This window comes from Vibrio sp. T9 (assembly GCF_003123985.1).
Taxonomy (GTDB): Bacteria; Pseudomonadota; Gammaproteobacteria; order Enterobacterales; family Vibrionaceae; genus Vibrio; species Vibrio diabolicus.
The window spans coordinates 1-24150 of the sequence record NZ_NIGY01000008.1; the positions used below are offsets into that span (position 1 = coordinate 1).

At 43.9% G+C, this 24150-nt stretch carries 13 protein-coding genes and 1 pseudogene; 12 read left to right on the forward strand and 2 right to left on the reverse strand.

Annotated elements, in window-relative coordinates; translation table 11 throughout:
- The 4 genes and pseudogenes from CBX98_RS26290 to CBX98_RS16830 all read left to right on the forward strand — a co-directional run.
- Nucleotides 1–586, forward strand: a pseudogene (locus CBX98_RS26290) (hypothetical protein); the annotation flags it as partial.
- A 768-nt stretch (nt 587–1354) separates the two neighbouring features.
- Nucleotides 1355–3010: a hypothetical protein gene (locus CBX98_RS16820; protein WP_109169805.1), complete on the forward strand. Its 1656-nt coding sequence runs from the start codon at nt 1355–1357 to the stop codon at nt 3008–3010.
- 23 nt (nt 3011–3033) lie between these two features.
- Nucleotides 3034–4275: a hypothetical protein gene (locus tag CBX98_RS16825; protein ID WP_109169806.1), complete on the forward strand. Its 1242-nt coding sequence runs from the start codon at nt 3034–3036 to the stop codon at nt 4273–4275.
- Nucleotides 4268–9016, forward strand: coding sequence for an OmpA family protein (locus CBX98_RS16830; protein ID WP_109169807.1), 4749 nt, complete (start codon nt 4268–4270; stop codon nt 9014–9016). The genes CBX98_RS16825 and CBX98_RS16830 overlap by 8 nt, the downstream gene beginning before the upstream one ends.
- A gap of 72 nt (nt 9017–9088) precedes the next feature.
- Here CBX98_RS16830 and CBX98_RS16835 read toward each other — a convergent pair whose 3' ends face one another.
- Both CBX98_RS16835 and tssH read right to left on the reverse strand, forming a co-directional pair.
- On the reverse strand, nt 9089–10720 hold the full coding sequence (locus CBX98_RS16835; protein WP_109169808.1) for a sigma-54-dependent Fis family transcriptional regulator: 1632 nt from the start codon (nt 10718–10720) through the stop codon (nt 9089–9091).
- Complete coding sequence (gene tssH, locus CBX98_RS16840) at nt 10707–13385, reverse strand: type VI secretion system ATPase TssH (protein WP_109169966.1); 2679 nt, start codon at nt 13383–13385, stop codon at nt 10707–10709. Before tssH ends, CBX98_RS16835 begins: the two co-directional genes overlap by 14 nt.
- A gap of 455 nt (nt 13386–13840) precedes the next feature.
- Between tssH and CBX98_RS16845 the strand changes: the two genes are divergently transcribed.
- The 8 genes from CBX98_RS16845 (at nt 13841) to tssA (ending at nt 24129) form a co-directional block, all read left to right on the forward strand.
- Nucleotides 13841–14359, forward strand: a complete 519-nt coding sequence (locus tag CBX98_RS16845) for an Hcp family type VI secretion system effector (protein WP_005373415.1) — start codon at nt 13841–13843, stop codon at nt 14357–14359.
- A 72-nt stretch (nt 14360–14431) separates the two neighbouring features.
- Nucleotides 14432–16510 carry a type VI secretion system tip protein VgrG gene (gene tssI / locus CBX98_RS16850; protein WP_109169809.1) on the forward strand — a complete coding sequence of 693 codons (2079 nt, stop codon included), beginning with the start codon at nt 14432–14434 and terminating at the stop codon, nt 16508–16510.
- A gap of 2 nt (nt 16511–16512) precedes the next feature.
- Nucleotides 16513–16995: a hypothetical protein gene (locus CBX98_RS16855; RefSeq protein WP_005392644.1), complete on the forward strand. Its 483-nt coding sequence runs from the start codon at nt 16513–16515 to the stop codon at nt 16993–16995.
- 111 nt (nt 16996–17106) lie between these two features.
- A complete protein-coding gene (locus CBX98_RS16860) occupies nt 17107–18426 on the forward strand; it encodes a hypothetical protein (protein ID WP_109169810.1) in 1320 nt (439 codons plus the stop codon).
- On the forward strand, nt 18407–19399 hold the full coding sequence (locus CBX98_RS16865) for a DUF2169 domain-containing protein (protein WP_109169811.1): 993 nt from the start codon (nt 18407–18409) through the stop codon (nt 19397–19399). The genes CBX98_RS16860 and CBX98_RS16865 overlap by 20 nt, the downstream gene beginning before the upstream one ends.
- Nucleotides 19392–20336 carry a hypothetical protein gene (locus CBX98_RS16870; protein ID WP_109169812.1) on the forward strand — a complete coding sequence of 315 codons (945 nt, stop codon included), beginning with the start codon at nt 19392–19394 and terminating at the stop codon, nt 20334–20336. The genes CBX98_RS16865 and CBX98_RS16870 overlap by 8 nt, the downstream gene beginning before the upstream one ends.
- Nucleotides 20337–20573: 237 nt before the next feature.
- On the forward strand, nt 20574–22574 hold the full coding sequence (locus tag CBX98_RS16875) for a protein kinase (protein WP_109169813.1): 2001 nt from the start codon (nt 20574–20576) through the stop codon (nt 22572–22574).
- Entirely contained in the window at nt 22561–24129 is a 1569-nt protein-coding gene (gene tssA / locus CBX98_RS16880) for a type VI secretion system protein TssA (protein ID WP_109169967.1), read from the forward strand. Before CBX98_RS16875 ends, tssA begins: the two co-directional genes overlap by 14 nt.
- Nucleotides 24130–24150 lie beyond the last annotated feature (21 nt).

Consider the following 24150-nt stretch of genomic DNA (forward strand, 5'->3'; position numbering starts at 1 on the left):
CGTGACGGTAACGCTGGAATTCGATAAAGATCTGCAATCCGCAGCGGCGGCGTTAGGTGGTACGACGGTCACCTCATTAGTGGCAACCGCGGACCCAAGCGTTTGGACTGGTGATGTGGTGGTACCAGGCTCGTCAGAACTCAATGTGGCGTTACTGGTTCGTGACTACCAAGACTTGTCAGGGAATACCGGTAGCCAGAACACGGCTTACTCCATGCCAATTACACCAACAATACATCTAGATGCTATCAACGATGTTGCTGGAGTGGAAAGCGTGACAGTAAGTGGTAGCAGTGAACGGTTTGAAGATGGTGAGTATATAGATATCAAAGCAGTCGACGCTGATGGTACAGAAGCCACAGGCATGGCAACCGTGCTTTCAGACTCATGGACAACTGATTTAGATCTTTCAGGACTGAAGGACGGAGCCGTAACGATTTATGTGAATGGTACCAACAAGCTGTCTGCCTCTGCCGAAGAGGTCCAAGCAACATTGAACTATGATCGTTTCGCAAGTACAGCCTCCTTAGGTGCTGTCTACAACCGATATTTTAGTGAGAACAAAACTTTAAAAAATGCGGCATAAATAAAGCGAGCGTTTAGCTCGCTTTATTTATTTGGGACTTTTTGTGATATTTATCAAAATAATTGCCTTTATTGATAAGTTACTCGAATTAATGAATCGTCTTAATACAAGGCTGAATAACTATAATAACTAGGCCAATGTTGCTTTTAGGTGTGTATGACGTGATTGTGATGGTCGCTCGGTAGATGCTGTGGTGAATGTGTCGCGTTGAAAATCTTTTTAAATATTATATATTTACGCTCGTTTCTATACTCAGAGTATAGTGTTCTGCATGAGGTCGATGGGTAATACCTCGCCTCTTTAACTCGCGATGAAGCAAATTTAATCCTAGCAAGCTTCAGAGCAGTTACTTTTGTGAGTGCGTAATGCGCTCACCTTTTTATTTAAACTTCCTCAGTAGCAGTCAATTTGTTGTTTGTTGCTGAGGAGGGCACCTCATAAACTTCTGAATTTCCTCGAGCTTACCTGAAGCGCACGTTACTACGATTTTTGTTAACTTCAGTCCATAAATTAAATTTTTTTAGAGAGTAAGATTTTACCATTTTGACAGAGTGGGTGATGTTACTGGCTTTTATAGTGGTCAAATCGCATGTTTTGATAGTAAAAATTACCATTTTTTTGGTGTTTTTTGATTTCGGGCGATTTTTCTATCTCGTTGAAAATAAATGGCTAAGTAAGTAGGATACGCAGACCAAATCGTACTTGTAAGCCTTATCAGCTTAATTGTCACCGCAGCCATATTTACGATGTTGGTTGTGGAGAATTCAAATGCATTTAGTTTGCAAATTTATACCTAGCTCGAAGCTATCCTCCAACGAGCTATCTTATGTTCTTACACCGGACGAGTGTATAGGACAGCTTTCGCGTTTGCGAAATTCAGATGACATCCTTAGAAACCTCCCTAAAGAATTGGCGCAAAAGATTTCCATCTCTGCCAAAAAAACGACCAGCGCATTGCTAGCTGCTATAAGAATCGAATTGGGAAAAGGCAATTGGGTGTCATTATCTACCGTTGCTCGTCGGTCGCCATTGACGGACTCTCAGCTGCAAAGCTTCCCTAGACTTAAAACACTCGTTGACTCTGTATCTGCTTCGAATGAAAGCAAAGCTTTTAAAGCAGGATACAAGCAGGTTACCGAAGATGTTGCTTTAGTTCGTAGTTACACGCATGTCCCCTCTGAGCCAAGTCCAGAGCAAAAAATCGTTGTCGAGTTTGCAGGGCAGTGGTCTAGCAACGCGGCATGTTTGATGTTGGGAAAAACCGAAGCTCAAAAAGAAAAAGTTACTGTAGGCAAGGCCGATACAGAAAATAAACACCGCAGCCTCGCGACATTTAAAGATCTCGAGGCTGAGGGCAAAACGCTTTATATCAAAATCCCATGTACTGACCAGCCTCAGCCAATCCTGCTTAAACTCGCAGAAGACCTGCAACCCGTTGATAAAGACACTCAGATGGATGAGTGGGATAACGTGCTGGTGCCTGTGAGACCATTGGCTTACTTAGATGGTAGCAACGACAAAGCAAAAGCTTCTGATCTGCGTGGTGGTTTTCTTTATGTCTTTTGGAAAGGAAAGCTTTGGCGCGAGATGGCCATAAACGAGAAAGGTTACTACCAAGATGTTGACGTCGAGTATTACCGTACCCTAGAGCAAGAAGAAAAGAAAAAAGACACACCTCAGGTAATACAAAGAAGCGCAAGCGGTTTTGCTATGGCGCACTTCTGGGCACCTTACAAAATATCGGGTGAGATCCAACAGGGGGAAAATGGACTCAAGATCATTTTCTCACCAAAGCAAAAGCGCTTTGCTCAAATTGAAGCATTAGAATCGGATGCTGCTTTGCTAGAGAAATCCAGCACACCATTAGATGAATTAAGCAGTTACAGTGACGGGCAGTCATTCAGTGCACAAGAATTCACCTCCGATGTAGACAGTGCCGCCATCCACAAAGTTACCGAGGATGACATGCCATGGCTGAGTGACCAGCAAGCCATAGTACGTAGTTATGACCAGAGTAATACGGTCATCGCTTATGTGGATGGAAAAAACAGTGGCCTATTATTCCGGGTGGATGTTGGTACGTCTGGCATCACCGCTTTGAATTCACTCTATGTAATCGATCACAATAGCGATTATAAAGACGTCTTTGATTTAGAGTTTTATGAAGGGGAAGACCACGACTGGCAGCAAGCGCTGTTAAGTGGGCTACCATCGGACGGGGTCTTTACTATGTCCCTGGTACATGACCAAGACCCAGACAGTCGTCACGTACTTTTTGATCGGGTCGCTTACAACGATTTATTTGTTGAACCTGAGAGCGCTACTGAACGTTCGCCCGAAGCTCAGCCAAACGATAAGCCTAAAGATATGACTGCAGCAGAAAAACAACTCTTTGAGTCATTAGTGCTGGATTGGTCGTTGTAACCTAAATAGAAAATGGATTAAGAATGAAAAAGAAAATATTACTCGGCTTGGGTTTGACGACTGTTGTTGTCGCGGGTGTTGGTTACATTATTGCTAAGCCGTATTTTGATGAGAAAGCTCGAATAGAGAGCATGGCAGACCGCCTAGATTTGTACAAAGGTAAAACGGATACTTGGCTTTACCAGTACGATTTTGAAATACCGGATAACCCAAATGTTGCAGATTGGAATACTGAAAATGTGACACTCCCTCAGGTCCTGTTTACTATCGAAAACCGAGAAGATAAATCCAAGGTCAGTTACTGGGTATTAAATATTGATGGTACTAACCCTCAATTGCTGATCCCTGAAGGGATATTGCCTCCCCCGCCTAATACTGGGATTGATTATGCTAAATATATGTCACGATCGCCAAACGGCCGCTATCTTGTTGTCCCTCAGAAAGATAGTACCGTGCTGTATGATCTAGATAATGGCGAAATAACTAACATTAGTGAGGAGTCTGGCTCAACTCGTCACGACATCATGTGGGATACAGACAGCACACAAGTTGTTGTGAAAAAAAGAGATGAGCTTCTTCTGGTTAAGCTAGACACCAAAGAGGTAGTGAAATTTACTGATGTAAATGGTTCATACGCACGTTACATGACCTCTTTTGCCAAGCCTTATATGAGCCAGTCAGAGCAAGCGATCTATTTGAGTTTTAATTCGAGTTTGGCGGGGTTTGGCTGTGGGTGGGAGAATGACGAATACCTTGAAACTTTTGGGGAGAGCGATGTACCCAAATGCGGTAATACATTCGTGTTTGATGCAAAAACCTTAAAACTGGTCGATCGCGGTGACTTTACTCCGGATAGCTACGATTGTAATGTCTGGGGCGGAAAGTATGGAGATGGTTTTTATTGCCTTGGAGGTGCGGCATACCGCTCGGGAAGGCCCTCTGAAAAAATAGGCGATTTCCCTGCTACAGTGGATTTGTTGGCTTTTAACGGTAGTGATATGTGGTTCGTCCCTGTTCACGGTCGAAACATAACCCGCGTATTACACCAGCCCACCGATAATAGCCCTACTACAGAAATGATATATGGGTTCGTAGGTTTTAGAGATGGAGAACGAGTTAAAAAATCCGCCTATGGCTTTGGCTTTAGCCGTAATGTGATTGAGCATAAAGAAGCGGATAATTGGAGCGAGTCACTCTATCCGCTACCAAGTTATGCTGACATCGAAAAAGCAAGAACCGTTCTAGAGGAGCGTAATCATGGCTAGGGCTAAGATTGAACAGCACTCTCTCTACTTGATGGGACAATTGGTCGGACCAGGCGGGGAGGCCATTACTGGCAACGGGCTCTATCCATTGCCCGGTTTTGCGTTAGCCCTTCCAGAGTTAACAGTTGGTCAAGCTGTGGATGGTAGCAATAGTAAGAATGCGTCACCACTATACTTCAGTGATTCATCAGGTCGGCTACAAGGTTGGAATACCAAGGTTCAATCAGTTAAAGAGCTTGATGGGAATAAGCTTTCTTCTTCTTCGCCACTAACGATTTCTAGCACGACAGATAAGCTAAAACCCGTCTATATCCCACCTTACTTAATTCCCGCTGCGGTTATGTCTGAAGATACTGCTTGGACGGAACGCTTAGCAGCCTTGGCCAAGGATGTTGTAAGTTCTAGTGATGAAAGCATTGAAGTTGGCGTAGTAACTAACAGAGATATTGAACAGGACCAAAAGCTAAGCAAAGACCCTGCCGAGAGGCGATTTTTAGCGCCCGAATTAGCCGAGTTTTTTATCCATAAAGCTGAAGCAGCAGAGGCGCAGTTTGGGCAAAATAAAGGCGCGTATAAACGCCTGTATGAAAAAATTTATAGCAAAAACTATAATCATAATTTTTATTATCTGCGTATTCCTCAAGTTTGGACCATCAATTTATTCTTCTCTGCCGACTATTTTGAGGGGGCAGAAGTTACTTTGTCCGGACAACCAGAAAACTTGATCATCCAAGGGGATGCTAAGGATATAGGCAATAAAATCACTAGCCGAGTAAGGCCGGTTACATACTTTGATATTGCTAATCAGGCCAGTGACTCTGACGTTGCAAAGGAAGTAACCCAATATGTCGCCACATTTTGGATAACTGGCGGTCATCTGGATGAGGATGATCAAATCAAGCAATTAGTCCGCTTTGATATAGATTTAGAGGGAATTAAGCGATATTGGGATGCATTACTTAAACCTTCAGATAGCCAGATGGCTCAGGTTGCTAAGTTAAATATCCCAAACAATTGTTACTCATTATCTGAGCAAGTCTTACACCTGCCTATTTATTCAATAGCAGGGCGCAGCATCATCCTTTCTGGTGATCCCATCTCTGTTGAGGAGTCACTGTTCCAACATGCGCCAGAAACATTTAAAGGCTGGCTCGATTGGAGTAAAAATCTCCCCTATACAAGCGAAAACAAACCTGCTACTGGTGTGCAACCGTCGATTAATATTCTAAATTCCATCGGTAACTATAAAGCCGTTATCGAGGCTTCAGCGTCTGGCGTGATGGATCCATTCAGTATGACGACGGTTCATAAAGCATTTAGCGCAGGTTTGAATCGAGAGCAAGCTGAAGATAAGCTCTTAAATGCTTTAAAACTCGCGGTCGGTATTGATGCAAAAGCAAAGGGTTTCTTAGATTTTGCGCAAAAGCTGAAGCCACCGGCTCAAGATACGCTTGGATCTGTTGAAGATTTAGCAAAAGCACTTAACTGGTCAAATCACTTTGGGAGCGCGTTACCGAGCGTTTATACAATTCCACCAGCGTTACAGCATTTTTGGCATAAGGTGGACGATAAGATCGTAACTCCTTTAAAGCCCGCCGTTCGGGCTATTGAATATGCACTTGATAAGCCTTTTGGCTTTGCTGAGTTTGTTTCTAGCGGTCTTGAAATTCCGAAAGGTATCGAGAATTCCGAGGCGGCGTTTAATGCCTATATTGATAAGTCGAAGGAATATGGCCAGAAAACACAATCGGTAATATCAACACTTTTATTGAGCGATGAAAAAGATCGTCAGGCACTGCTTGAGTCTGAAGCGGAACATAAAAAAGCGCTCCTTGAAGCATTCTCTGATAAAAGTGTAAGTCATAAAGTGCTGTTAAATGGTAGGCCGCTGTTAGAGAAAAAACGGGCAAAAGAAGGTGAGGCAAGCTATCTCACGCTGTTTTTTGAATTTGATAGCGCAAATGATGAACTTACCAATTCTGATAAGAAGCTCGTTTCTAAAGTGGCTGAATATCTGCGTAATACAGAATCAGAAATGTTGCTGAACATTGAAGGATATACGTGTGATATTGGCTCGGTGGAATACAACACTAAACTGTCGAAAAAACGTGCTTCGGCGCTGAAATCATCAATTTTAGAAGATCTTGGCACTGATGCTATTAAGTGGGACCATCGAATATCTGCGCTTGGTAAAGGCGTTTATGCCGATAATGATACGAGTAATAGGCGCTTAAGTCGTCGAGCGGAGATGAAGTTCTACCTCAACTCTGCTTTTGAATATCCTGCTTGTAGAAGTTGGCTGCTAGCTCTGGAGAAAAATCGACAGAAAGCGGTTTTAGCAGAGATGAAAGTCCATGAGGAAATTTGGAAATTTTCCGGCCAAGCCTTTGATATTGCATTAGGCTTTGCTGCGCCAATGCTTGGTCCAGGTGCTGCGTTAGCATATGGGTTGTATTGGTCAGGTGAAACCTTGGTTTCTACTTTGGATGGTGCAGCCAAAATTCTTAATAAAGAATTAGAAGAATACAAAGAGAAGCAGAAACGTTTTTCTGAATTTGATGTGGTAGGACAGGCGTTACTGTATCGAGGTTTACCTGCGTTCGATGAACTGAGTGTTGTTGGCAAGGCATATATAAAACGCGCTATAGCGCTCAATGGGCTGCTGCGATTGCTTCTACTTGAATCTCAAATAAAAGAAGAGAATAAAACAACTAATTACGTTTCGGAATATTACGCGGTTAATCACTTGACGTCTGGGCAAAGAGATCTTGATATTGAAGGCTATATAAAGACCTATCTTTTAAGTGATGAATGGGATTTGGGGGGAACTTGGCTTCCTTCTTTCCACCTTGATGAAGCGTGGCTAGAAACAAAGAATATTTACCGTAGTGCTTCGGAAAGTGTGCTGAGTTTTGCTGCAATGACGAGTTACGTAACATACCGAGCGAAGCAATCTCAGACCGGGATAAAAGCGCTTGAACAATCGCAGGTATATCAAAAATTCTGTCCTATACATACTATTGCTGACCCTAGTTTAACTAAGCTTAGATCTCTATTAAAAGCTCCAGATTTATCTAAGCTCGATGACTCCATGTTTGCTGGGCATATGGTTTCCGTAAAAGTCAATGACGAGTGGCTCCCACTCGAAGACAGGGTTAATAGCGGTGAAGCTATTACGCCGACTATGCCAATTAGAGTACTTATTATTCTTGATATGAAGGACGAAACGCTGACCAAGTTCAAAGAAGAAGGTTTGCTTAATCTTGTGCCTGTCGGTGTTAGACCTGTGAGGCAAAATAGGTTCTTTGACGATTTTGGCTCTTACACTACTGAATATGTTCGTGAAATTGCACTGGAATCACTAGTTGAAACTGAGAGGGCGTATTTAACAGAGAAGCAAATGTTAGAGACAGATACGACACTATACGGTGTTGTTGTAAGTCCTACTTATTACTTTGGATGCAACATCATGAGTGGCATCAAGCCTATTGCAGATGACTACGGTAGCAAAGAATGGAAGTCGGTGTTTGGTCAGGTAGATGAACAACACTCAGCGGCTTATGTGATGCGTTACCTTTTAGAAGTTGGTGTGCCTAACGTTGCTAAAACAGAAACAAAGCTAACATATAAAAGAGAGCTCGTATTTAAAACACAAGATGGTGAGGAGCTAACTTCTAGTACGAATAAGGCTTCCATCTTTAATTTAACAATGTCGAAAGAGCATGAATTCTTATATGAGAAAACCTTCTTAGCAAGAGCAGGGAAAAAAGCAGTAGAGTATCCAGAATTATTCTCAGATGCTAAGGCAAACTTGTACATTTATGATGCTAGCGTTAAGAGCCTCATTCCCGGAAGTGAGCATGACGACATAATGGAAGCGCTCGGCTGGACAAAAAAACAGCCATCCTATGATCCTTCGGCTCAAGCCTCCAAGCTGCTACTTATTGTCAGCACTAAATCGGTTGCTAATGTGGAGATAACTCTTGAGCAAGGGGGGTTTGACACTCACCGTTTACCAGTGGATATTCGTTTGAAAGCAAACGACGCAAGAGGTCGCTACAGTTTTGAGCATCAAGATGTCGATCTGTATCCACTAGGAAAGGTCGAAGTGAATCTCGTGAAAAAAGAGGTCTTATTCAAACCTAAGTCGGTTCCGCAAAACTTGACTGACATTTCGAAGCATCTTTCGAGCAATATAAGTAAGCTTGTAAACGACATGGTAGTCAAGGAAGGAGGGCTATTCGATTTATCACCAGACTTTGTTGACACTGATCTCTATGCAGTCGAGATTTCACTGAAGTACACTAATGCAACTGGGAAAGAGATGGCTGGCTTGCGCCCGTTTATCCCTAGTGAAAACGAAAAGCCATATATCATGCTCGATATCGATGGGAAAGCAGGCTTATCTTTAAACGCTTCATCACAGAAGCTTCCAGTACGAGCTATAAATACAACGGCGCCAACCTTGTTCAACTCGCGAGAGATCCACTACAACCCAAAGTGGTATGAGATGAGTAAAAAGGAGTTTAAAGCTATTTCTGAATATACTGCGGGAACGACTGACGATGCTGATTCCAATTTGGCAAATTCAACTCGTAGCAAGATGTCCCACAAAGCTACTCCGTTGAGTGTTTGGATGAATGCAGAGCCTGTAATGAAAGACTACTCTGTCGCTAGGGATCTTCCATTATCTGCGCAACGAGAGCAAATACTTAAAAAGTGGTTACTTGATGGAAAATAAAAAACCGCCTTCGGGCGGTTTTTCTTTTCTTATGACTTCATACTGAATTTAGAATTTTCTTTTTAAGCCCCATCAACCCGCTGCAGAAATGTCGTATTTCTTCATCTTATGGTTGAGAGTGCTCATTGGCAGCGCCAATTGCTCAGCGGCCTTCTTGGTGTGCCAATTGCAGGCATTTAAGCAATCGATGATCACAGTACGCTCGTATTGGCTAACGACGTCCTTAAGGCTCTTTGAAGCGTCTTCTAAATCCGCTTGTGCCTGCCGCTCGTAAGCAGGTTGGTCTGGGGTAGGTGAGGCTGCTTTCATGTCGATATTTGGCACATCTTCTGGGATTTGTTCGCCAAACTCAATGTGAGTAATGGTTTCAAAATCGGACAGTAGCACCGAGCGCTCAATGATGTTCTTAAGCTCACGCACGTTACCTGGGTATTGATAGGCAAGGAGCTGTTTACGTACATTGGCACTTAACCCTGGCGCTTGCGGCAAACCTAGCGTGTTAGTCGTGTGTTGCACGAAATGCTCAGCAAGGGGAATAATGTCCGACTTGCGTGCTCTCAGTGGTGGTAATGTAATAGGGAAGACATTCAAGCGATAGAACAAGTCGGCACGAAATCCGCCATCTTTGATTTGCTGCATGAGGTTACAGTGCGTTGCCGCGATAACGCGAACGTCCACTTCAATCTCTTTGCTGGTGCCGATTGGGCGAACTTTACGTTCTTGTAGCACACGTAGCAACTTTGCCTGCAGTAGCATTGGCATATCGCCAATCTCATCCAAGAAAAGCGTACCGCCGTTGGCTGCTTCAAACAAACCGACTTTGTCTTTGTCCGCGCCAGTGAATGAGCCTTTCTTATGGCCAAAGAGTTCCGACTCTAATAACTGCTCTGGGATTGCGGCACAGTTCTGTACGATCAAAGGTTGTTCTGAACGATTAGAGTTTTCGTGAATGTATTTCGCGATCACCTCTTTACCAGCGCCCGTTTCACCACGCAACAGCACATCGACAGGAAGAGATAGCACCTTATCAAGACGATTCAAGACATTGAGCATTTCTTCGCTCTCTGCAATAGGACCTTGATAGGCTTTCTGGGTACGTTTTTTGAGCTGAGTGTTCTCGCGTACTAGGGCTTGATTGTCGGCATTGAGATTTTTTATTACTTGCCCGTATTGCTCTAACCAAACGGCTTGGCGAATATTACTCGCAGCCATACGACAAAACTCAGTCAATGCAGCTTCATTGTCGATAACACTTAAATCGAGTAAGACTAACAGCCCAATGGTTTTGCTTTCGCTATCAATCAAAGGCCAAGCCAGTAAGTTCTCGCTTTTTAATCCCAGTGTCTGTTCTGTTTGATAAATGCTTTCGCAGTCATAGCCGTTGTACTTATACAACTCGTTAATCAACACCACTTCACCATTACGAATAGCAAAGTTAAATGGGTCGTTCTCACTGGCTGAGTCTAACTGTAATGCTTCCCAAGGGTGGGAAACAATCGTTTTATCGTTATGGTGAGCGGTACTTGGAATCAACGCCTGGCCAGTCTGGTCCAAAACATAAATGATGCCATGTTTTGCGAGGGTCATTTGTCTCGCAGCGGTCAACACAGCATCCAATGTTTGCGTAAGCTGGCTGCGATCAGCCAAAGACTGACTGATCGCAAGTAGGGCGTTACTAAGTTCGCTATGGTTAGCTGAACGCATAGGTTAGTGTTCCTTGCTCATCGACAGACACTTCGATTTGCGTATGTGAATCATCCTTGTCATGCACCAATAGCTGAGTCGATAGTTGCGGCAGCAACTGACGGTTGATGACCGCGTCGATATTACGCGCGCCTGTTTCAGCAAGGCGACAGTTACCTAGTACGAACTCAACCAAGCTTTCTTCGTAGCTTAGCGACAACTTGTGATGGCTCTGTAGACGCTGAGAAACTTTGTTCAGCTTGTGGTGAATAATTTCTGTCATTGCTTCATCAGACAGTGGAACAAATGGCAGTACCGACATACGTGCCAACAGCGCCGGTTTGAAGTGTTGGTTCAAAGTAGGGCGGATAGCTTCTGCGATGATGTTTGCATCGATGTCTTTGGATTGATGAACTAAAGATTCAATCTCGTGCGTTGCAAGGTTACTGGTCATGATGATCAGCGTGTTCTTGAAGTCGATGGTGCGGCCTTCGCCGTCGTTCAGCGTACCTTTGTCGAACACTTGGTAGAACAGGTTCAACACTTCTGGATCGGCTTTTTCTACTTCATCAAGAAGTACAACAGAATATGGACGCTGACGTACCGCTTCTGTCAGCATGCCGCCTTCACCGTAACCTACGTAACCCGGAGGTGAACCAATTAGGCGAGATACGGTATGCTTCTCTTGGAACTCAGACATGTTAATGGTCGTCATAAAGCGCTCACCGCCAAACATTTGATCAGCAATCGCACGAGCTGTCTCGGTTTTACCCACACCACTTGGGCCAACCAGAAGGAATACGCCTGTCGGTGCGTCTGGATTACCTAAGCCAGCTTTCGCGGTTTGAATGCCTTCAGACAGTGCATCGATAGCGTATTCTTGGCCTTTGATGCTTTGTGTTAGGCTTTCTTTCAGTTTTAGCGTGGTCTCTGCTTCGTCTTGAAGCATCTTACCCATTGGAATACCGGTCCAGTCCGAGATGACGTGGCTGACTTCATCTGGACCCACTTCAAAGTGAACCAGTGGGTTGCCATTGCGGATTGCATCTAGCTGTTCTTGGCAGGCCGAAATTGCAATGCGAACGGCTTCTTCATCCATTTCTGCATATGGAGAAACGTCTTGCTCTTGTTCTGAATCTTCTTCTGCAACAAGCTCCTCTTCATTTGTTTCGCCAAAGACCAGTTCATGCAAGCGAGAGCGTAGAGCAATCATCTCTTGGATCTGCTCTTTTTCTTTGTGCCATTGCGCTTCTTGTTCTGCTAGCTCTTCTTTCGTTGTTTCCATTGCCAGTTTTAGGTCTGGAATGTTAGCAAGGCTGTGCTTGTCGCCAGTTTGCTGCAGAGCATCACGCTCAAGTGCTTCAAGCTCGCGCTGTTGAGCTGCAAGTTCTTGCTGCAGAGTCTCAACAGAAGCAGGAATGGCATTAAGGCTGATGTTCACTCGTGCACACGCCGTATCTAGTACATCGATCGCTTTGTCTGGCAGTTGACGGCCAGAGATGTAACGAGCAGAAAGCGCTGCCGCAGCAGTGATGGCGTCATCACGCACGTAAACGTTGTGTGACTTCTCGTACGCTGGGCGCAGACCACGAATGATCAATGCTGCTTGTTCAGGAGACGGTTCGTCGAGTTTCACCAATTGGAAACGACGCGCAAGAGCAGGATCTTTCTCGAAGTACTTCTTGTATTCCGACCATGTTGTCGCAGCGATGGTTTTCACTTCGCCACGCGCTAGGGCTGGTTTTAGCAAGTTTGCCGCGTCGCTGCCGCCTGCTTGGTTACCACCGCCAACAAGGGTGTGTGCTTCATCGATGAAAAGAATGATAGGGGTTGGCGAGTTTTTCACTTCATCCAATACCGCGTTTAGGCGTTTTTCGAATTCACCTTTTACGCTTGCACCAGCTTGCAGAAGACCCATATCTAGCCCGTAAAGCTCAACACCTTTAAGGTTGTCTGGTACGTCACCTTGTACAATCTTAAGTGCCAAGCCTTCTACTACTGCTGTTTTACCAACGCCCGGTTCACCAACTGCGATAGGATTGTTTTTACGGCGACGAGCAAGAATGTCTACGATTTGGCGAATTTCTTGGTCGCGGCAGAAAACAGGATCGATTTCGCCTTTGCGTGCTTTACCAGTGAAGTCGGTTGTGAACTTGCTCAGTGCTGAACCATCTTCACGAGCTTGTGTTTTCTCTGAAGTCGCGACTTGCGCCTCAATAGAGTGGCTTGTTAGCTCTGCAAAGTTACGCTTAAGGCTGTCAGGGTTTACCGCTTCAAGGATAGAGGCGTAACCATGTTGGCCGTAACGGAGAGGGTTGCTAACAAGAGTAAGGAGTAGGGCGCCAGAGCGGATTTGTGTTTCGGATAGATCTAAAGAAGAAACCAGCCAGCTTTCTTGCAACCATTCGATTAATAAAGCAGAAAAAACAGGTTTGCTGCCATTTCCTTTGGCGTTGGTGTCGAGCGTGGATCGAACCGATTGTCTTAATAAGTTCTCAGAACAATCAAAATGACTTAATAAGACGTCAAAATCACTATTTGGCCTTTCTAATAGACTCAGTAAATAATGCTCAATTTGAACTTCGTTTGCTTTTTCAGAGACTGCAAGTGCAGCGGCGTCTTCTAATGCTACTTTTGCAATAGGGTGTAGACGCTGAATTAATGAAGAAAGGTTTATATTTATCATAGCCATTTTATTCTTTAGAGGAAAAGAGTAGCGGCTATTATACTAAAAGTGATTGCGTTCTTTTTTTATCAAGATATTTTGACTATCGTTTGTTGGTTATTTTTAATGATTATTGTGACATTAATGTTTGTGGTTGTTTTAATGACGTTGTTATTCTAAATTAATTGATAGTAAAAGTGTCGGATTTATTAGTTTTAATGACTTTATTTACACAGTTTTATATGGTTATTTTCACTTTTTAAAATTAGAACAATTTATTATTATCTTAATCCAACTTTTTGTTTTTTTATCCAATAAATTGTACTCAAGATATTAGTGAATAATGTCTTAATTTTTTTAAATCGTTGTTTTTGTTGTGTTTTTAGAGTTGGCATGGACTTTGATTATACCAAGTAGTCGCGGTGATAAGCGATTTGGTGATTTAAACAAAACAGATTTTAGAAAAGGAAATAGCGATGCCAACTCCAGCATATATGTCTATCCAAGGTGAGACTCAAGGCCATATTACTAAAGATACTTACTCTGCAGATTCAGTAGGTAACACATGGCAAGAAGCTCACGTTGATGAGTTCCTAGTACAAGAACTTGATCACGTGCTAACTGTTCCACGTGATCCACAAAGTGGTCAGCCAACTGGTCAACGTGTACACCGTCCACTTGTTGTAACTAAAGTTCAAGATCGCTCATCTCCACTACTATTCAACGCACTAGTATCTGGCGAAAAACTTCCTGAGTGTGTGATCCGCTTCTACCGTACTTCAGTTCAAGGTAAACAAGAGCACTACTACTCAATCAAATTGATTGATGCGCTACTTGTCGATATCCAAACTCGTATGAACCACTGTCAAGACGCAGCAACAGCTGACCGCGTGACAGAAGAAGTGCTTAAGTTCACTTACCGTGCGATCGAAGTAACTCACGAAAACTGTGGTACTGCGGGTAACGACGACTGGCGTGCTCCACGCGAAGCTTAATTGCTCGTCGCGTAAAGATTCAGGGCCAACGATTGTTGGCCCTAATTCGATTATTTGTATCAGGTAAAAGATATGGTGAATGACGTAGAATTTAAATTTGAAGTGCCTGGATGTGGGCATGAATTTCGGGTTGAGAGCTTTCATGTTCATGAAGAGTTATCTAAGCCTTTCCACATCAATCTCTCATTACTTTCACTTGATCCAGATATCTCGTTTGATGAGTTAATACGTAAAGCAGGAACATTGACACTTTACGGACAAGGTGTTGGGGCTGCGCGTGTGTTCAACGGCGTGGTGAATGAAGTTCGTTACTTAGGGACTGGACGTCGTTTTTCTCGTTATCAATTAGTCTTGGTTCCTCAAGCTTGGTTCTTATCTCAGCGCCAAGATTGTCGTATTTTCCAGCAAAAGTCAGCGCAAGACATCATCACAGAAGTACTCGATGACGGGGCTGTCACCGATTACCGATTTGAAGTGTCGGGTACTTACCCTCCAAAAGAATACGTTCTGCAATACCGTGAGTCTGACTTGCACTTCGTGCAGCGTATGATGGCTGAACACGGTATGTGGTATTACTTTGACCATAGCGATTCAAATCATACGATGGTCATTGTCGACAGTAATGACGCGATTGCACCTTTGATAAGCTCACCACTAAATGCTTCATACATTGGGCCGATTGTTTATCATGCCGATGGTGGCGGTGTTGCCGATCGCGAACATATCTCTGATCTCGAGTTAGTTAACCGCGTTAGAACGGGACAGGTTACGTACACAGATTACAACTACGAACACCCTAAAATTCCACAAGAGATGACACAGGCTGGCGAGCTCGACCAAGATCTCAAGCAGTTTGATTATCCTGGACGATACGTTGACCCGCTGATGGGCCAAGTGAGAACCACGGAGTGGATGTCGGAACACATAGTCGATAATCAACAAGTGGAAGCAACGAGTGACGTAATGCGCTTAGCATCTGGTTACAGCTTTAACGTCAGTGACCATCCGCGCTCTGAGATCAACCGCGATTACCTTATGTTGTCTGTAATGCACACAGGGCAAGATCCGCAAGTGCATGAAGATGAAGCGAGTGGTATGCCAACCACTTACTACAACCAGTTCTCATGTATTCCACGTGATGTGGTATTTAAAGCGCCTAAACTAGCGGCACCAGTAGTGGATGGCCCGCAAACAGCGGTTGTTGTAGGACCAGAAGGTGAAGAGATTTACACCGACAAACTTGGTCGAGTGAAAGTACAGTTCCATTGGGATCGCTATGGCGATAACGATGAACACTCAAGTTGCTGGATCCGCGTAAGCCAATCAATGGCGGCGCCAACTTGGGGCGCAGTGTACTTGCCGCGTATTGGCCATGAAGTCGTAGTGACTTTCCTTGAGGGGGATCCAGATCGTCCGTTAGTTACGGGCGCAGTTTACAACGGTTTACATTTTCCTCCGTACTCTTTACCTGAAAACAAAACTCGCACCACGTTCCGCACGCAAACGCACAAAGGAACAGGTTACAACGAGTTGAGTTTTGAAGACGAAGCGAACCAAGAAGAAGTCTATATTCACGCTCAAAAAGACATGTCGACCAAGGTGCTCAACAACCGTTACCGTGATATCGGTCAAGATGAATTCTTGAAGGTTGCACGTCACCAAACGAATGAAGTTCATGGTGACCATAAAGAAACCATTCATGGGCATAAAACGACACAAGTAAACAGTACGTTTACCGAGACAGTCGAGCAAGACGTTACCGTCACATACAACGCGAATGAAGCTCAGTATGTGAAAAACAATTCTGACTTAGAAATTGGTGATAACCGTACGACTAAGATCGGCAAAAATGATGACTTAGATATTGGTGAAAACAGTAACCTTACTATCGGTGCGTCTAAGAGTTCAGACATTGGTGCTGATGATAACCAGACGGTTGGTGGCAACTTAACGGTATCAGTGAAAGGGAACACCGCTTATAAAGCCGATGGTGCGACGCAAATTATCAGTGGCGACAAGATTGTATTGAAAACGGGTGGTTCCTCTTTAGTGATGAACAGTGATGGTTCAATAAAGTTATCAGGCTCGGCTATTACGATCGAAGGCAGTGACAAAGTCGTCGTGAAAGGTGGCAACGTAGTGGTTAACTAACAATGGAAAAACAACCTCTTACAACAGAAGTAATATCAGAGCAGCAAGCCGAATCAACGGCTTGCTTTTCGCGTTTTGGAATAATAGTGGCTATCAATGAGTCTACGGGCAGTGTGCGAGTTGATTTTGATGGTAACCCATTTAAGCAGCCACTCACTGCGAGACTAGGACGTGGCTTTCGTCGTTCTGAACTGCAAATGGCTATCGATAATCGATTAAGTTGTCGAATTGAGTTTTTGAACGACGACTTAAGCTTGCCTCTTGTGACGGACATTTTTTTCTCCATTCTGGATGACTCTGATGAGTTTGTATTGCGAGCGAAGAAGATGGTTATCGAGACAGAACAAGAGTTGGTAGTCAAAAGTGGTGAGACAGAAACTCGCTATAGCGGGCGCGATGGACGAATTACCACTAAAGCGAAGTACGTCACTTCTCAAGCAGAAAAAGCACAAAAAATTCAAGGCGGAACGATCGCAATTAACTAGTTACATCGCGTTAGCTAATGGTTTTGTGTTAACAAGTCACGCCGAGTGAGCTAATTACTTCGAGTTAACTAATTGCAATCGCGTTATGGCACGCTAATAACGGACAACTAGATGCGACAAAGAATCGGTGCCGAGCACCTAAAGGCACCCATAACCAATCAAGAAGTCGAAGGCGCGTTAGCAAAAGCTGAGCGCGCTGTGAATGACCTTTCCCAGTTGCCAGTAACATGGCTGGATTTCTGTAATGAAAAGCTGTCCATTGCTTCTGAAAGTATCGGGTTTTTAATCAGGCAGCGAGTTCAAATTCACAAAAGGGGTTATCCAAGTCGTGAGTTGGAGTATCTCAAACTGATCGAACGCCAAATTGAAGAACTGAAGCAGGTGTACTTGTCGTTTTATCGATTAGCGCCGGGGTTGATTCATCAATTAAGAGACCAGGAGCCAGAAATCTATATCTGGCTCATGTTACAAGGAGAGCTAGGTTCAGATCTTGATAACCTTTTGTGTGGATTGAGTTTACTCGAAGAGTTAGATGCTAAAACTGCAATGGTCATTGCCGTACAATCTCCGGTTGAATCTATGGATAGCACGCTTTCGGAGCTTATTGAGGGTAATGCGACATCCGGTGCGTTTTACTTTGAATGCTTACGTGTCCGCCAGACATTAAGTGTTTCTCTCATCAAGCGCTGGCACAAAGCCAGCATCATTAGCTCTCATGTTGCTTTGCCACTACTCGCTTTACAAGACGTGAAAGAGGGGATTGATTGGCTCAATGACAATGCAGGCAGCGAACAATATCTATTTGAACGTTTGATTACCAAACGTGACAGAGGTACTTGGTTCCGTCAGAGCTTTGGCATCGAACCAAATGGATTACCATCAGCGCAAGTGCTCACTTATGCCAAGTTGCTTGAGTTAAAAGAGTTTGAGGCGTTTGATATCTCTTCTCCATTAGCACCTGTTGATTTTGCTCTGAGTGGTGATTGGAAGTTGATGCCCCAAATCATCGAGCACTTGGAAAGCCTAGAGGAAGCAGAGGGTGAAATTTGGCTTCAAGCCTTGTATGTCGTCTACGGAAAACTTCTTCCTCTGGCTCCGCAAGATGTTGGTGTCGAGTATGAATGGGAAGAGATCGTCGATCTTCTCAATGAGTGGGTGGAAGATGAAAAATATATCCAAAATCTACCAAGCCGCTTGGGTTACGCATTGAGCTTCGAGTCTACGTTAGCTGCGATGCAAGATGCTAACGTTGATGTGCTGTTCCGCGATTGGCTATGGCGTCAACTCTGTATTCAATCCAGAGCCTACGTGCCTTGGGATATGGCAATGCCGATTCATCAACAAGACTGGAACTTTAACAATTTAAAGGCCGCACCTTCTGCGAGCGAACGATTCAACTTAAGGAATAGCAATGCAGTTATGGGATATTGAGGTGCACCCTGAGCTATCACTTAAAGGTCGTTTTCAACGTGACGAAAACGGCGATGAAGTGTGGGTTGTGGTCGCCAAACGCACATGGCAATTCGATGGTGTGGTTTGGCACGAATTAGGTGAAAGTGAAATCTTCGATGATCCCCAATATTTGGGCGAAGAAGGTTTCTCTGCGATGAAAGTTGACCACGAATTCGCTTATACCAAAGACAACACAGACGTACTTGTTTACGGCAAAGCGCGCAGCTACGCGAAAAAGCCGGTGACATACCAAGAATGCCGCGTGTTGATTGATGGTCATATCGATAAGACTCTCGCTATTCACGGGGAACGCGTATGGGTTGAGCATGCTGGCAGTATCACGCTGAGTAATCCAATCCCATTTATTGAAAAAGACATTGATTACACTTGCGCGGTAGGCGGTGATTTACGTAACCGAATAGGTGGTGGGGTTGCCGACTCCAACAAAGAATTGCTTGAACAGAAAGTACCCTCGGTTTTTTATCCTCGAGAGGACTGGAGTGCCGCCGCGAAAAAACTACGCGTTGCGGGGTTCGGGCCAGTCCCTCCGTTCTTTGAGTCGCGCCAGAAGCTGGCCGGCACGTTCGATGACGATTGGATTGAGAACCGCAAGCCAATGTTGCCACTCGATTTTGATAAGCGGTTCTTCCAAAGCGCGCCTATTGATCAGCAGTGCAAAGGCTTTCTTCGTGGGGGGGAGCGTTTGATGATGAGTGGCTTTTGTCATGATGACACGCTTTCATTCCGCATTCCTAAAGAGAAATATCGAGCAACTGCCATTTTTAATAACGATATCTATCAAGTTGATATGGCGATGTACACCTTATTCGTTGATGCTGAAAAGAAAGCCATATCAATTAGTTACACCGCTGCGTTTCCTTGTCAGGGGAAAGAACACTTGCTGCTGTCTACATCTATCACTAAGTCGGAAGAGGTAAGCGAGCATGCATAATTCAACAGGTCGCTATGTGTTGGGTATGGAAGTGATGACACCAACTGGTATGAACTTAGATATTGCCAGTGCAGTTTCGTATGCTGATTTAGGAAGATTCGACCAATGTGTAGGGGATGATGGTATCGAGCGGTTTACTTACGCAAAAATCGAATACACCAAAGAAATTGAGCAGTTTGAGAAAACGTGTGAGTTAATAACCCACTTGCTTGATTCATTGTTGGAACAATTGCCGCGTTCTTTAAGGCCGATTCCGTTACTTATAGCGGTGCCTGCGTCTATTTCACTAGTAAAAGTACAAGAATGGCTTGGTGAAAGTCACTACGCTGACTTTCTCTCTGTGGTGAATGCAGTTCATGCCAGTGGGCCTAGTTTCGTTCTCCAGGCCATGAAATCATTGGATAAATACGATGCCATGATGTGTATCAGTGTCGATTCCTTGGTGAGTTCGATGCAAACACTTATCGACGATGCGATGGTAATGAGTACGAATAATCCATGGGGCGTTATTCCGAGCGAGGGTGGGGCAGGTTTAATTCTTTGTCGCAGAAATACCATAGAGACATTGAAACTTAAGCCTCAAGCGCAACTTGGCTATATTGATACGGAATTAAATACTTCAGACCGAAGAGGTATGTTTCGACTTGTTCAACGTGCGAGTAAAAAGCTCGATTCATTTGGTGAAGTGTATTCCGATATGACGAACCTTCGCATGCACACGGAAGATTACGGCTTTGCTCTGGGAGCTAAAGCGGAACGGTTCACGAATCCAGAACAACCGCAGCTTATTAACGAATTGTGGGGCACGTTGGGCAGTTGCTCTTCTCTAGCCTTAATCGCCTTTGCGGTCAGAGATCACCATTTTAGACAACCAACCACGTTGTTAATGTTTGACTTTCATGGTGACAAGGGGATTCTCCAGTTGCTGCAATGTTAGTAGGCACTCATCGATCAAATGGCAATGAAAATACACTCATATTATTAGGTTTACGTTTGTATCATGAAAAAGCGTATAACTGATGCAGTGAAAGCGTAAGTAAAAAACTCTAATAAGTTAGTAATAATAACTAAAATAATAGGCTTACTGTTTGTTTTAAATACTAGCCTTGATACAAGTATGTTCAAGAAAATATTATTCAACTCTAATAATATTTATTCTATGAAAGAGTACTAAGTGTCTAATAATCAGAGTACAGCCAAAGGATATATCGATCAGTTGGTTGTGAAAGCTATTGAGAAAAAGAAACTGAATGAGCAAAGGCTAGCAGAAAAAAATAAGCCAAAGCTTGAGTACGTGCTTTTTTCACAATTTGATGTATTAGACAAGCTTCCCTCTAAAAATGGTAAAACAACCGTTTATCATCTCGCAAAAAAAGGGCAGCCAGAAAAGCAGATCTGTTGCAAAGTTATCAATGATGACTCGCCAGAATTTGCGAGTAAAATGTTGGTTAACGAAGCGAGTCGATTAGAGCTTTCCCAACATCCTAGCGTGGCTAACTTCATAAAAATCGGCAACGAATTCGAACGCCCATATTTGATGTACGAGTGGATCCAAGGTGAATCACTGGCAGAAAAGATGGAGCGTCACTCTTCTAAAGGTTTCCGCCACGACCATATCGCTTGGTTGGTATATCAACTCGCTGGTGCCTTAGAGTTTATGCACACAAGAGGCATCTGCCATCTTGATATTAAGCCATCCAACGTGCTAGTGAGTGAAGGCGATTACGTTAAACTCATCGATTTCGGTGCTGCTCGTTATATTGGAGAAACGGAACCTTACGCAGAAGCAAGCTTGAACTACGCTTCACCTCTTTATATCGAAACTGGCATCGCGGAACCGCAAGATGATGTTTACTCCCTTGCTTTGCTCGCTGGACATTTATTTTTGGGTTCAATATTTGGTGATACTTGGAATAAACAATTAAAAGACCGAAAGCGTCCTGCATTGATCCCGGCTCATATTTGGAAGTTGTTGAAACAAGTCATCAATAAACCAAGAGGGCATGGCTATACCGCTATTTCTTTCGCCCAGCAGTTAGCACGAATCGATACTCAATCGATTAACTCAAATTCTAACGCACCAATTTTCAGTAGCTTGCGTAATGCGGATCTTCTGCTTACACACTGTAAGTCGAATGATAAAACAGCGTACGGACGCTTCAAACTATTGGAGGCGAGTTTAGTGTTGAGTGTGGTGGCAATGACAGGAAGTTATTTGTATCAGCAAAATTCGGATGCATTGGATGCTATTTTTGCCAAAGAAACGACACCTTTAAGTCACACAATCACGCCCACAGATACTGCTTCTTTTTTGGCTGAGCCGCCATGGAAAATCAAAGAAGTATTAGCAAAAACTGAGCAGAGCGTTGATACAACTAAAGCCTACCGAGAAGCGTATCGAGTTCAGCAATTAAGCCTTTCGGGTTTATATAATGAAAAACAGACTCTGTTGAAGTCTTATCAAGCTTTAGCTGATGGACTACCACAGACATTAGTGGATTTACGCAAGGAGCTTGTCACGTTACGAGAGGAACTCGTTCGTGATGGTGCATTGTTTCCCTATGCGGACGAAACACTGACTAAAGTGATGTCGGGTTTGAATGTCGCCTCTGTTGATTCCATGAAAGTATCTGCCATTGCTGGCAGTCGTGATAAGCAGATTGCTCACTTAATTTTAGATGGTGAAGCTAAGCTCGCAGAAGAAGAAATGAAAGAGGCGTGGTTATTAAACCAGTCACAGGCATATTTCTATAGCCAAATTTTACCAAAGAGAGTGATGGAAAATATTAATGACTCCATTGATAAACATGCAGAAGCGCACTTTTATACCAAAGCGATTGAAGAAGCTAAATTAGCCAAAGACTACTTCGGTAATACGCCAGAACTAGAAAAAAAAATAACAGACTTAATCATCGCAAGAAGCGAATTTATTTTGTTTAGTACGGTGATGGAGCAATCCATTTTCGACAAACAGAAATTGCATGAGTCCCTTGCTGATTTAGAACGAAATGCGCCAAGAAAATTTACAGAGATCACAAAAATTCTAGATAGCATGGCGTCGGATGCGATTAATCAGAGTCATCAGTTTTCTAAGCCTGCAAATGGTGCCATCGCCGTAGCTCGTGCATTGAGAGACTACTTGACTGAAGGAGATGCGAATTTTGTCCAACATTGATACTGATCACCTTCTTAAACCGATTTCTGATGAATCTCCTGCGGGTAACGATGCTCGTTACGAGTTTTGCTATGAAATGATGGAAGCCGAGGTAAAAAAGTTCGGCTCACTATTTGGCGAAACGGTCGACTGGAATGTAGTAAAAACCAATGCGATGGAAGTGCTCGAGCATCATAGTAAAGATTTAAAAGCACTTTGCTATTTAGTACGAGCGCTTGCAGAGGAATCCGGGATCAAAGGTTTTGAACAAGGTCTGAAACTGCTTAATGAGGCGTTAGCTTGCTTCGGTAGTGATCTTTATCCGACACGGAAACGCGGTAGAGACGGAGCGGTGGAGTGGTTGAATCATCAATTTAAATTGATGAGCACTAAGCTTGCGGACAGTGCGCAATCTTGGGAATTAGTTTCAGGCTGTATTTCGGCGATTGAAGAAGTGCAGCGTCAGTACGACGATGTTTACCAAGACTCCGAAGCTGACTTCTTTGAGATTCGCACGCAGCTCAATGTTTTATCTCAACAAGCAGCTGCCGATGACCAGAGCGATGACTCAGTCGCTACCATCGAACAAGCGGCACCAGCTACGCAGCCTGCCGCGGTAGAAACGCCAGCACAGAACGACGTTCAAACCGCTTCAGCGAAGACGGTTCCGCCGGCCCCTAAACCTGCGCCAGTTAAGAAAGCCGTAGCAAAAGAAGTCGATGTCGATACAGATTTCTCATCGCCTACGGCTTCAAAACGCACGTTAAAAAAAGTCGCGGAAGTCATGCTTCATGCAAATCCAAGTGATCCGCTGGCTTACCGAATTTATCGTCATCTGACTTGGGATGATATTGATGGTCTACCTGACCACCAAAACGATCAAACGCCATTGAGCTTGGCGGTATCGTCCGATCAACAAGCGGAATACCGCGACAAAGCCAATCAGGAAAGTGACATCGACACGATTAAACGTTTGGAGCGCACGCTAACTGACGCGCCATTTTGGCTCACAGGCCACCATTTCGTGTATTTGATGCTTACTAACTTAGGTTTTGATGACGCAGCACTTGCCGTGAAACAAGAAGTAAAGCGGTTTGTTGAGTCACTGGAGGGCATCGAACGCCTCTCTTTTAAGAATTCTATACCATTTGCAGATGAAGCAACATTGAGTTGGTTGTCTACTCAAGATGCTACTTCATCGGCAGCACAAACTGTTGTACAGACGGTTGTGATCGCTGAAGAAGATTCATTGCTGGTGGAGGATATCACTCTAGAAAATCTAGGGGAATATGCCGCAGAACTCGCCCGCAAACTTGAGCTGGATGGCTCAGGGCGTGGACAGTTCATGCTGTATTTACAATTGATAGCAGCTTACCAGTCTGTTGGATTATACCCGTTGTGTTTGCCGTATCTTGAGAAGGGGTGGGAAGTACAAAATGCGTTTAATCTCGCGAGCTGGGAACCCCACTTATCGTCGCAGTTAGAAGACCTGATTCGAAAAACACTCCATCAGTTATTCAGAAGTAAGGATCTTTTACCTGAGAAGTATGAAGAGTGGAAAGCAATTTATGACTAATTAAAGAGTTAGATAAGGAAC

Bases quoted from the DNA above. Each gene is read 5' to 3' on its own strand.
- CBX98_RS16825 (WP_109169806.1), top strand. From the start codon at position 3,034: ATGAAAAAGAAAATATTACTCGGCTTGGGTTTGACGACTGTTGTTGTC.
- CBX98_RS16865 (WP_109169811.1), top strand. From the start codon at position 18,407: ATGCAGTTATGGGATATTGAGGTGCACCCTGAGCTATCACTTAAAGGT.
- tssH (WP_109169966.1), bottom strand. From the start codon at position 13,385: ATGATAAATATAAACCTTTCTTCATTAATTCAGCGTCTACACCCTATT.
- tssI (WP_109169809.1), top strand. From the start codon at position 14,432: ATGGTGAATGACGTAGAATTTAAATTTGAAGTGCCTGGATGTGGGCAT.
- CBX98_RS16835 (WP_109169808.1), bottom strand. From the start codon at position 10,720: ATGCGTTCAGCTAACCATAGCGAACTTAGTAACGCCCTACTTGCGATC.
- CBX98_RS16860 (WP_109169810.1), top strand. From the start codon at position 17,107: ATGCGACAAAGAATCGGTGCCGAGCACCTAAAGGCACCCATAACCAAT.
- CBX98_RS16820 (WP_109169805.1), top strand. From the start codon at position 1,355: ATGCATTTAGTTTGCAAATTTATACCTAGCTCGAAGCTATCCTCCAAC.
- CBX98_RS16870 (WP_109169812.1), top strand. From the start codon at position 19,392: ATGCATAATTCAACAGGTCGCTATGTGTTGGGTATGGAAGTGATGACA.
- CBX98_RS16830 (WP_109169807.1), top strand. From the start codon at position 4,268: ATGGCTAGGGCTAAGATTGAACAGCACTCTCTCTACTTGATGGGACAA.
- CBX98_RS16845 (WP_005373415.1), top strand. From the start codon at position 13,841: ATGCCAACTCCAGCATATATGTCTATCCAAGGTGAGACTCAAGGCCAT.
- CBX98_RS16855 (WP_005392644.1), top strand. From the start codon at position 16,513: ATGGAAAAACAACCTCTTACAACAGAAGTAATATCAGAGCAGCAAGCC.